This is a genomic window from Pseudarthrobacter sp. AB1, from assembly GCF_014926485.1.
GTDB lineage: Bacteria > Actinomycetota > Actinomycetes > Actinomycetales > Micrococcaceae > Arthrobacter.
Map to the genome: position 1 here is coordinate 1 of NZ_PZKO01000015.1, position 11,733 is coordinate 11,733.

General features: G+C 53.2%; 9 protein-coding genes. 1 reads left to right on the forward strand and 8 read right to left on the reverse strand.

Features of this window, described 5'->3' with window-relative positions; translation table 11 throughout:
* Positions 1 to 269: integrase core domain-containing protein (locus tag DAD99_RS04745; RefSeq protein ID WP_193340567.1), on the forward strand; the 269-nt coding region annotated here is incomplete at its 5' end.
* Between the two features lie 305 nt (positions 270 to 574).
* Here the strand turns inward: DAD99_RS04745 and DAD99_RS04750 are convergent.
* From DAD99_RS04750 to DAD99_RS04785, 8 genes are all read right to left on the reverse strand, one after another.
* Complete coding sequence (locus DAD99_RS04750; protein ID WP_309233202.1) at positions 575 to 1,759, reverse strand: ISL3 family transposase; 1,185 nt, start codon at positions 1,757 to 1,759, stop codon at positions 575 to 577.
* Between the two features lie 523 nt (positions 1,760 to 2,282).
* On the reverse strand, positions 2,283 to 3,716 hold the full coding sequence (locus tag DAD99_RS04755; RefSeq protein WP_375372175.1) for a polysaccharide biosynthesis tyrosine autokinase: 1,434 nt from the start codon (positions 3,714 to 3,716) through the stop codon (positions 2,283 to 2,285).
* Between the two features lie 255 nt (positions 3,717 to 3,971).
* Entirely contained in the window at positions 3,972 to 5,435 is a 1,464-nt protein-coding gene (locus DAD99_RS04760; protein ID WP_193340569.1) for a lipopolysaccharide biosynthesis protein, read from the reverse strand.
* A 106-nt stretch (positions 5,436 to 5,541) separates the two neighbouring features.
* Positions 5,542 to 6,807: a polysaccharide pyruvyl transferase family protein gene (locus DAD99_RS04765; RefSeq protein WP_193340570.1), complete on the reverse strand. Its 1,266-nt coding sequence runs from the start codon at positions 6,805 to 6,807 to the stop codon at positions 5,542 to 5,544.
* Positions 6,808 to 6,946: 139 nt separating this feature from the next.
* Positions 6,947 to 7,723, reverse strand: coding sequence for a nitroreductase family protein (locus tag DAD99_RS04770; protein WP_193340571.1), 777 nt, complete (start codon positions 7,721 to 7,723; stop codon positions 6,947 to 6,949).
* A 379-nt stretch (positions 7,724 to 8,102) separates the two neighbouring features.
* Entirely contained in the window at positions 8,103 to 9,374 is a 1,272-nt protein-coding gene (locus tag DAD99_RS04775; RefSeq protein ID WP_193340572.1) for a glycosyltransferase family 4 protein, read from the reverse strand.
* A gap of 75 nt (positions 9,375 to 9,449) precedes the next feature.
* A complete protein-coding gene (locus DAD99_RS04780; RefSeq protein ID WP_193340573.1) occupies positions 9,450 to 10,772 on the reverse strand; it encodes a hypothetical protein in 1,323 nt (440 codons plus the stop codon).
* On the reverse strand, positions 10,769 to 11,710 hold the full coding sequence (locus DAD99_RS04785) for a hypothetical protein (RefSeq protein WP_193340574.1): 942 nt from the start codon (positions 11,708 to 11,710) through the stop codon (positions 10,769 to 10,771). The genes DAD99_RS04780 and DAD99_RS04785 overlap by 4 nt, the downstream gene beginning before the upstream one ends.
* Positions 11,711 to 11,733: the final 23 nt, after the last annotated feature.

Below are 11,733 nucleotides of genomic sequence, written 5' to 3' on the forward strand. Positions count from 1 at the left end.
TTGACTGGTGCAACAGCGCCGGCGTCGATACCGCGTTCATCGACCCGGGATCACCCTGGCAGAACGGCTTCATCGAATCCTTCAATGCCCAATTCAGAAGGGAACAACTCACCGGCGAAATCATGGACACCATGGCCGAAGCGAAGTATTTGGCCGACGAATGGAAAGCTATCTACAATCATGAACGGCCCCACGGATCCCTGGACGGCATGACGCCGAAAGACTACTGGGAAACGTGGACCGAAAAAACCACATTAGCTATCGCATAGACGCTGGACTGCTAACGGGGGCCCAACCAGGGCGGCGACCTCCCTCACACTCCCGCAACTGCTGAGGAAGCGTCGGATACGGTTCCCGCGCTTGTAAGTCATCCGGTGCCTGCCCGGACGGAAACCGGTGCTGCGCACCGTTTCCTCCGGCCACTAATTCCCTCAATCGGGTCTGCTTGGAAGACAGGCCGGGGGCAACGATCTCTTTCACGGGCCATGACGCCCAGCCGAAAACCGGAACCACCCCGGCCCCTCCCAAGGCGGCTCTTCAAGGTTCCCGGGGAATGGTCTGCTGAGATGAACGCTTATGCTGCCATCCGGGCTGCACTTCTCAAGAGAATACGCGATTTGTAATTGCTTGGGTTGCGGTAACCGCGGGCGGTTCGTTTGATGTGTTTTATCGCGGTGTTGTTGGCTTCTACCTTGGCGGTTGTTGCGCCGGTGACGATGAGGACTTCGATCTCGGCCCACCAGCGGCACACCGTCCGGTAGAGCCTGTTGGTCTCGGGCATCGCGGCGCGTTCCACGAGGTCCGCCAGGGCGGTCTTCGCGGCGGCGGCTTCTTCGAGGGAGCCGGTCTGCAGCAGGGTGCGTAGTTGTTCCTTGACGTGCCAGGCGGCTTGGAGGCTGCCGGTCGGATCGTCGGCGGCGAACACGCCCGCCAGCCGGTGCTGTCCGCGTTCTGAGAGGTTCTCATTGGCCTTCAGCAGCAGCATTCGGTTCGCCCACGCCGGGTCCGTGGCCCTGCCCCGCCGGCCCCGGACCTGCTGGGACAGGCCCTGACGGACGGCGGTGAGCATCTCGTTGGCCAGCATCGTCACGTGGAAAAGATCCACCGAGACCGCCGTGCGCGGCAGCCACATCCGCAGCGCCTTCCGGAAGGCCGCGGACGGGTCGATCGCGACGACCTGCACCCCCAGCCGCCAGTCCAGCGGCCGGGCGAAGAGCCAGTCCCCGACACCCTTGTGGTCACGTCCGTCCACGATGCCCAGGACCTGCCCGGTGTCCAGATCCACGATGGTTGTCATCCAGGGCTCGTACCGGGTCCAGGCCTTCGTGCCGGGGTCCTGGAAGAACCGCACGGACCGGTACCGGTGCTCATCAATGCCCAGCATCCTGGGTGCCAGCAGGTCCACGTCCGGCAGGCGCAGGGCGGCGTCACCGATGACCTTCTGGACCAGCCACCACGAGATCCCGAACGCCAGGGCCGTCTCGGACACTGCCCGTCCCGAGGTGATGACCGCGTCCAGTACCGTCTGCCGCAGCCGCCGTGTCGACCGAGCCCGGCGCGGGACCTGCGGCGTCGCCTCACAGAACGATTTCCGCTCGCATAGGTACTCGTCACAGAACCAGCGCCGCTTGTCCCAGAGAAGCTCCACCCGGCCGGCGACCGGGATGTCCCGCAGCCGCTGGCACCGGCGGGAATGTGGTCTCCACCGTGATGTGGCGTGCCCCGTCCGGGAGCAGCACGGCGCCGGTGACGCGGTAATCGGGCAGGTTGAAGATCATGCTGGCAGCATCTTCGGCCGTCACAGTAGGCTCTAACAAGGCTCGTGGTTCCTGTTCAGGTTGAATGCGTAGATAACACTCATCCCAGCAGGACCACGAGTCCTCTGCTAGCTACAACACGAACCTATTTCCCCGGGAACCTTGAAGAGCCCCCAAGGCCACCGTAACCGACAGCCACCCACCTCAACAGGGGGTACTTAAGAGATACAAGCCGTGTTAACGGCAACGTTCTCCTCCGGCCACTAATTGCCTCAATCGGGTCTGCTTGGAAGACCGGACGGGGGCGACGATCTCTTTCACGAGCCATGACGCCCAGCCGAAAACCGGAACCACCCCGGCCCCTCCCAAGGCCACCGTAACCGACGACCACCCCACCTCAACAGGGGGTTCTTAAGAGATACGAGCCTCTTATGAGATACAAGCCCCCATGCCTGCTGTGACCAACGAAAGCGGCCCCAGCCAATCAGGCAGGGACCGCTTTCTCACGCTGTTGACAATCAGGCGTTACATTTCAGGAATCCTGGACGAAGGAAATTGTGCTACCACCCTGTCTTCGGCCACATATTTCTCTGCCTTTTGGCTCGGCGTCGACCTCGAGGAATCGCCAACTCCCTGTTGGACTTTGTGGCGCACTTCTCCTCGACCGTCATGGCTATAGTAGCCATATGCATATGAATCAGGGCCCTTCATTGGAAGACGATTCAGGACTACCCCGAGGACCTTTGCGCCAACCATGTCCAACGCACTCAGAGACTTTTGAAGGTCCTGTTGCCTTAGCTTGTGGGAGCCAACCACGACCACAACTCCTCCGACATGCTGTGAAAGAACGGCAGCGTCCGTCACTGGCAACAATGGAGGCGCATCGATGATCACCACGTCAAAGACCTGTTCAAGCCGCCTTAGAAGCTCATGCATCTCCACTGAACCCAACAGCTCACTTGGGTTCGGAGGAATCTGACCCGAGGTGAGCACATATAGGTTGTCCTGTCCCCAAGGCTGAAGCAAGTCATCTACATCCGCAGCACCCATTAGTGCCGTTGTTAGACCGGCGTTCCGCTCAAGACCGAGGTATTCACCAACAGTAGGGCGGCGCAAATCGGCATCAACCAAACATACGGACTCACCGGCCTCCGCTAGCGCTATGGCAAGATTTGTCGCCGTGGTGCTNTTTCCCTCTCCGGGTAGTGAAGAAGTCACCAGTACGCTGCGGGCTTCCCCGGACACATTCGTGAATCTAAGGTTTGTCCGGAGCTGTCGGAAAGATTCCGCCCTGGGGCTTTGCGGAGCCGACTGAGTCAGCAATGGTAATTTCACGGCTTCTTGATCGAATGCAATACCCCCCAGTAGTGGCGCATCCGTAACCTCACGTAGGTCAGATTCGCCACGTAGACGACTGTCCATCTTTGCGATCAGTAATGCAAGGATGCAGCCGAGTGCCAGTCCAGCACCCATTCCGAGCAAGAGGTTCATTTTCGTATTGGGAGCCGTAGGAGATGCTGGGGCCACGGCTGGCGAAATGACTGAGAGGCTAACGGGTGAGCTTCCACCGGTCTTGGGCTTTTCCAAACTCTCAACGGCGTTGATGAGGCTGTCTGCCACCGCCTGGGAAATAGCCGCCGCTTGCGCCGGGGAACCGTCGACAACCCCGATGTTAATGACTACAGTGTTCAACTCCGTCGAGGCTCGAACTCGCTGGGCTAACTCGGCCGGAGTTGTGTCTAAACCGAGACTATCAATAGCTGGCTGTAGCACTATCNGACTTCCGACTGTCTTCACGTACGACTGAACTCGGGCCTGACTGAACGTGTTCCCTTGCTGAAGTTCCGAGACGCTACCAGAGCTCTGAATCGNGACGAACAGCTGAGTATTCGCCGTGTACGTGGGCTTGACGACTATGGATACGATGCCGCCCACCAACGGGCCAATAAGAGCGGCCACCGCAATCAAGATCCAATAGCGGCGAACGATGCGCAGATAGTCGCGTAAGTCCAAACCGGGTCCCCCTGAGTCAATGACTGGAACCGCTGTTAGGTACGCCTCCAGAACGGCAATATTGCTGCAGTCGCATCAATTATACATGCATTGACCTCTCGGTCCCGCCTCGAAAATCGAGTTACAGCTGCGGATAAGGCCAATAAAAGCCAGCTTCTAGCTCAAACACATCGCTTGGGGCTCCATTAAGTGCAAGCACAATCATCCTGCAGTTGCGAGCTCCTGTCGTCTTGCCAGCCGCAGGAATCTAATCATCTCCCGTAAGTCCGCCCGCACAGTGGGTACCAAAAGAGAAAGTATATAGAGACACAACTGGATGGAAATAGTAATGCTAATTGACTGAAGCGGGTCCCCAACACTGAAATAGATCGATCCCAACAATCCGCCGCCGACTGAGACGCAACCGAGCGCTATGACGCGAAAACTCGTCCGCATTACCCCCATAAAGGAGATTTTGAACAAACGCTGGAGCCAAATCAGCAAGAAGGGCCAGGTGGCGATGAGACTCATAGAGTATGCCCAAGCGATTCCATCAATGCCCCAACGACTCCCAATGACCACGCAAATCACCGTCGCAGTTTTAGTGATCAGGTTGTATCTTAGAAGCGAGGCGGTGGCGCCGGCGGCAAGAAATGCCCAATAGCCAACAAAATTCATCGTTTGAAAAATACCGCCAAGGGCAAGAATACGTAGGACGTCGGCAGTCCGCTCCCATCCATTCCCGAGCGCGACTTCGACTATGGGCTCGCCAGCCACAATTACAATTGCAAACACCAACAATGACCCGTACGATAAGGCGAGATGAATAGACCTTATGAAACGTATGAACTTTGGATCGTGTATCTGCAACCGCGACAAAATCGGAAGAACCACGCTAGTGAGTGGGGCCAACAGCTGATTTACGGGGACCATGAGCAGCTGGAAAGCCCGGTTGTAAAATCCCAGTGATTGGGCGCCGAATCGAGCCCCAATCACCATTGAATCCGCGTTACTCGCAAAGTATCCCAGTATCTGGGAGAGAGCAAGATTCTTACCGAAGCCAACGTACTTCTTCAAACTAACGTTTCTCCGAGGTAATCCAGGGAACCATCGGGCTGCGGCAATTGTTACTGCTGTGATGGCGGCAACGATACACAGATGCTGTATGGCCAGCGCCCAATAACCCGCACCTTGCCACGCCAAGATAATAGCGACAGCCAAGCCTAGAATCTGCGCCGACGATTCAGCAATTGCAAGAAGTAGGAACCTATAATTCCGCACAAGCTGGACCCGAAATTGGGCTTGGACGCCATTTGCGACAAAAGTCACAGACATGACGACAAGGACCATCTCTAGGCGAGGGTCGTGGAATAACGATGACACTGTTCCGGCCGACAAAGTCAAAATAGCAGCAAACAAACAGCCGATGACAACATTCAGCCAAAAAAGGTTTGTCTTTTCGTTAGCAAGAAGTGTTTTTGCTTGGATTGCGGCGAAGGTAAGCCCGAAATCACGAAATAGATCGCCGAAGGCAACAACGGCGGTAATAATTGCTATTAGTCCGAAATCTTCAGGTGAAAGCAACCTGGACAATACCACAAGACCCGCCAACTGAGTGACGATTTTAATAGCTTGACTCGCCAACGTGACGAGCCCACCTCTAACCCCGGTAGATCCTAATGACATGTTGGTTCCGCCTTGCAAAGTTCATGGTTGGCTGCTGAAAGACTTCACGCATCCGCCAGTGGAAGAATACAGACACCAAGTACAACGCGAACTTGGCATTGAACAATTACGATTGCAGCGCGGGAAACTCTTCAGTTAAAGCAAAATTCTTCCGAGCATCAAGTACAACCACCTGTAGTCTACTCAGAATCTCATCACGCCTTGCTGCGTCATCGAACTGAATAAACTCAATGAGCCTAACAATATCGTCAGCCATCCCAACTCGCGGTTCGACAGCGTATTTCTCAAGTTCAAAAAATCTCAGCATTCCTTCGACTTTGCCCTGACTAGCTAACGTAATGGCTGGTGTACCCTGGCCCAACGAAAGAATCGCTAGGTGCATACGACCGGTGACGACAACGCTCGCCTTAGAAGCCAGCCACGCTACGTTCTCAGGTGACCACAATCGATCTACGAGAAAAACATCCTCCCCAGGATAAGCCTCCTTGAGTCTCACAGCGGCTGCAAGATCGTCGTCGCCCTTTCGTATCACGTGGGGAAGAATGACAACAGAATACCCGTCGCCAAGTAAAGCCTTCGTAATGTACCGATATTCAGAATCAAGATCGAATCGTCGAGCAAGGAGCCCGCTCGTGTTGATTACCGCGATTCTCCGGCCGCAACGCTCTTGACTGTCAACCCAGTCCTTGGCCTCCCCTGCGGGAAGTCTGTCTTGCAGTGCAAAGACCGTGTCCGCCGAAAGGACCGTGTTCTCACAAGCCGTTGATTGTATACGTTCGAAGGAAATGGGATCCCTAAGATTAAGGATAGTTCGCTTTGAAACTCTCTCCAGTGCGCGTTGGGCAATGGAATTAGCGCGACCGTTCCAACTGAAACCTAGGATTTGGCTGGGAACATCCAACGACCCTGCCATCATGAGAAGCTGGCTCCGGAGGACCGAGTCACGCCGCGAATATCCACCATCCATAATGTCAGCACCGACCACGCTCAGGCTGGAAGCATTCTGAAGCAGCTCCAAGAATCTCATTCTGGCGCGTATCCGCCCTAATGGCCACCCACTCAACAGACCCCTCAAAGGAACCATGGAGACCCTCGACTTGAACAAGTCGGAAATTTTCAGATCCGAATCGCTATTTACAACGGCGACTATATTTCCTGTAACGTTTGTTAAGAACGAATCAAACATGGCCTGATCACCCAAATTGCCATTCCCAATTGTTGGAACGACTATGGAGAACTCTTTCGACCGTGCACCTTTCGCTTTTATTTGTTTGAAAAACACAAGTGTCACTTCGTCTACCATTCGAGATAAGCAAAGGTAGGATCGAGATTCAAAAATGGTTATCAAAATGCCGGCTATTCTCTTTTTCACATTTACCAATATCCAAACTAGTCGAAAACTATGAACAACGCACATCCCGCTTCGGAAATCACTAACATGACATCGCGCCGAAATCGAGGAATTGCGCAGCCCCTCAGATTAGGCAACGGATCGGTCCAAGGAAATTGGACTACATATGAATCTGCATCAAATCCGGAATATTACGCCTCGGCGATCGTGCTACTCGGTAATCACCTGGTGCATAGCCAATTGCGACCATCATCACTATCTGTTCAGCGTCCTCAAGGCCAGTTGCAGAACGTACAGCAGCAGCTTGGCTGTTCAAGACAGACATGTTTAGCATGCAGGTTTGCAGACCAATGCCATGCAAGGCGTATACCAGGCTCATAGCAAAGACTCCACCCTCGATCCATGGCTGATTGCGTTCGCTGGCACCTGAGAACATGCGCGTATCAACGGTAATCAGAGCCACGCAGGGCACTTCACTCCTGAACCCCGCATTTCCATTCTGAAATGCGAGAACGCTCTGGACTCTGTCGCCCAAGTAGAACCGAACCTGCCAAGGCTGCCGATTGCAGACAGAAGGAGTCGTGGCCGCTAGACCAACCGCCCTGTTCAACACTTCAGGGCTCACAGGCCTCTTTGAGTCAAATTGCCGCACAGATTTACGGCTGTTGAAAAAAGTGTCAACGAAATTGACGTCCCAGTCCGGCTGGGGGAACGAATCTGATCGGGGTGCCACTTCACTGTCGACGCCGTGACCAGCGTTCCACTGTTTGAGCGCTTGAGAAGCCTGTTCAGCAAATCGTGCGTAAGGCGCATCCGGTTCCATCACGGTAACAACAGGGAGCAGCGTGGAAAGCCTGGCCATAACGTCAGCGCCGAACTTGGAACGCGGACTGCGAAGGGCCAAGCCCTTTTCGACACGATGGTAGTCCTTAGTCAACTGACACTCCAAGTTCCGCCCTCGGAGAGAAGTGCCAGCGTGTCCATCCTGAGGAGCAGCGTAACGAAAGTAACGCCGGGAATCCTTGTGGAACTCTGACGGCCCTTTGAGGACCGCAAGGAAATGCTTCAAACGACGAATGGAATCCTCAGAAACTAGGCTGCTAAGGACGTGTCTGGTCATTGGTGGGTCTCCTAGGGAAGTCGCGACAGTAGTCCAACTCGGACCTACTCATTACGGCGCCGGCATCGTCGCAGACTGACATATTGTATCTCGATCCTCAAGCCGTCGCCTTGAGTGTCTCCATAGAAACTGCATTACGGCACCCACCCGAAAGCGGTGAAAGAGCTGATTCAAGAGTACCGTGCTATTCTCGCAATCATTCGCTGACTGAGAAGGCGCTCGTAGACGGGTCATAAAGTCTCTGTAATTCGTTCGCGAATTGAGCGTCACCATATTTTGAGAACGCCCAACGCTGAGCCCTTGCAGAAACTGAGCGCCGTAATTCGCTGTCTTTCAGAGCACTTGATAGTGATTCCAGAAATTCGGACGTATTATCAGTGACATTCAAATAAAGATCATTAGAACCAATGCCTTCAGCGCCCACCGATGTAGATAGAATTGGCACACCCCATAGCATCGCCGTAATGTTCTTAAACTTTACCCCAGCCCCGTTCAGCATTGGCGAGATAAATACATCCGCATCTTTGTAGTAGGGCGCCAAGTCTTTGACTCGCCCGGTAACCACAATGTCGACGTGATTCTCCGTTAGTTCCACAAGATCAGGCTGCGGTCCCGCGCCGGCTATCATTAGGACGCAATTCGGAATCTCCGCCTTGAGATCTTCCCAGACTTCATTTATAAACCACACTATTGCTTCGTGGTTTTCTATTCGAGAAAGCGCCCCCGTGAACAACACTATTGGCGGCGCAGGTGTTGTCTTAGACTTAGTCTTAGTCTTAGTCCTAGACCACTCCAACATTCCACTGTCCATCAAAGGTGGATTGATAACGCGAATGTCTGCAGTCGAACAGATTTGCCGTACCAAATCAGCATCCTTCTGACTGAAAACAACAACTCTATCTACAGCTTCAAAACGCCGACGCTCTGCCAGTCTACTAAAAATAAAGCGGCCAAAATAAAAAATTCGATTACGAATTGAGGTCTCCGATTTTAACCGGCGACCCCATCGCTGCGAGAGGACATCATGGGCAACAAGAACTTGGATGGCTGCGGGAGCTATCTTGCGAAAGTATCGCGATAGACTAGCCGTTTCAGTCCACTGGAACTCTACAAACTCTACGTCTTTTACCAGAGAATGAATTTGCTGACTGCGGCGCACTCCCCGTTCTGTATCGATTCCCAGTGAAACGCCTCGAATGTATTTTACAGTAAGCAACCAAGCGAGATTCATTTTAGTTGGCCGCTGGATGGCTCGATCAATCAAAGAGATCTTGTAAGACTCATTGGAGCTTAAAAGCGACGCCTCTTCATTATCCGCATTGCGAGGTGCAATAACCTGGAGCGACGAAGTTTCCGAGAGTTGAGCATAGTGCCGATATACGTATTCACCACCGGCGTGTGGAATTCGCGCATATGGAACAAAAAGCGTAAGCGACAAAACACTCGGGCCGCAATATGTTGTGTTCATTTCAAAGGCTCCCTGGCGATTTCCTAATTCTAAGGCGCTAGTCAGTCGTTCAACGACGCTTTGGCGACTACAGTGCTACTCGTTAATGAAGACATCACGGAACTCGGCTTCCGTATGAGCGGAAATGATTTCGACTCCCGTAATCGGTCTTTGTTCTCCAAGCTTTCCAAACAAGGCAACCACCGACAGCAGGACGCACACCGCGCCTAAGTTTAGGATGTAGTAGATCAGACCACCCTTGAGTAGCCAGTTGTAGAGCCCATATGCCATCACCGCTGACAGAAGTAATGACGTCGAGGAACGATGCGTCATGTTGTGTGCAAAAGCAATCCACACCCCAACCGCTGCCAGGCAAACGACTGCTATACCGGTCCCCAATGAAAATACCAACTCTGAATAGCCTCCGATTGTTACGGGAGTTGTCCATGCAGACGAAGCTGGATCCGCACCTATTATTTCCGCGGAAATGGCCCGCTCAAAAGAATAGGAAAACGAAACGTCACCGCCCGTATACTTTCTGAAGTAGTAGGAGACGTCGTTTACTATACCGTTTGACATGTACCAAGCCGGTCTTCCCTCAAGGGCTAATTGTGCAGGTTGTGCCCCGACTACGGTCACCCTGTCTAGAAGCTGGCGCCACAAGGGTGCAGCCGAGTTTTGATAAGTAGAATAGGAACTCGCAACAAAAAGACCATAGAGGACGGGAGGTACGGAGAGCCACCAGTATTTTCGAATGAAGATCCCCAGGGGAACAGGCGATGGCCTAATCAAGAAATATACAATGAGCATTGTAAAAAGCATTGCAAGCATGCCGCTCTTGAAGCCAGAGAGAAGTGCTGACACGATGTAGAAGCCTGTCGCTAATTGCCAGGGACGGTATTCTCTCCAAGCGACACCCAAAAAATGGGCATTCACAGAGGCACACATCCAGGCAATTGGAATGCCGAAAAGAAACATCCGGCCTGGTATCCCAAATAGACCTGACGACGTGAAATCGAATCGCTCGATCTCTATCGCGCTGGAGAAAATTGGAATTCCGGATGCAACCAAATGATACAATCCCAAGGTGCCAGCGGCAAGCACGACGGCCATAACGGAAGAGTCCGAAAAAGTCACAGTTGTCGGCGACGTATGTGCGGTCAGCCGTCTTGAATAGGCATATCGGTTACAACTCAGGTAGCCAAGCAGGAGCCCGGCCACGCCTAATCCATATTGGTTGACCACTTCCCAGGAAGTCACTCCGTCGACCGCCAGAAGGCATAGACCAACGTATACAAGGGACAGGTTGTAACCCAAGAATACAATCATATTGAACTTGACCTGAAGCAGCGCAATCAATGCCACAATGGCTAACACTACGAGACAGGTAACGTTGAACAGGATATCGAAATTGTTCAATTAATAACTCCGCCTGTAGGCCTCCATCGAATTCCATCCAGTATCCCGAGGAAAACTGCGGTCCCAGACCGACGGCCATTTTTGAGCCAAGTACTTAGAGCAAAGATCAAACGGATGCCAACTATCGACGGCCACCAAAAACGCAAAATTCGATGTTTTCGAAATAGCACAATAGCGCTGCGTGTTCCGTGCCTGTACGTGATCTCGGATTTTCGTCGACCTTCCTCGCTTCCGGTCGTTAATCCGCCAGAGTGGCTGACAAATATATCACTCAGGACCTGGACTTTTGAGACGGGTTCAATCTTTCTCATCCTCAGGGTCAAGTCCGCTTCCTCTCCATACAGAAAGAAATCTGACGAAAACCCTTCCAGTCTTTCCCAGGTGCCTGCCGCAACGGCCAGGAAATGTCCGCCTGGGTAGGTCAAGCTGAACTTTGGCAACTTGGCACCTTCAGTCAATTGGCGGCTTTTCCCGGTCACGAAACTAACGGCGCCCAACCCACTGAGGTTTCTTGCGCCGTGGCGTGTTGGAGTAGCAAAAAGAGTGTCTCGGTTATCACGAACTCTTCGCATGGCACTAGACAAGTCCCCCGACAAAATGACGTCCGGGTTCGCAATCACGACAACTTCTAGGCTATGAACCTTCAGGGAGTCCCAACCGAGATTATTGCCACGACCATAGCCAGCGTTGACAGTGCTTCGTACGATTTCGAAGCCAGCCAAGCCAGGTGGCATATCCTTCAAGGAACGCTCGAGGCGGTTGAACTCTTCATTATCGCAACTATTGTCGACAACACAAACATAGGTCTCGCAACCCGAATCAACGGCGACCAAAGAATCCAGGAACTGCTTAACCTGAGAAGATGAGAAATAATTTACGACTATCACCCCGAGCCGAATCTCGTCCACCTCCAACCCCATTTCTGTTTCTAATTCCATTTGCCGGTCCATTACCGGCATCT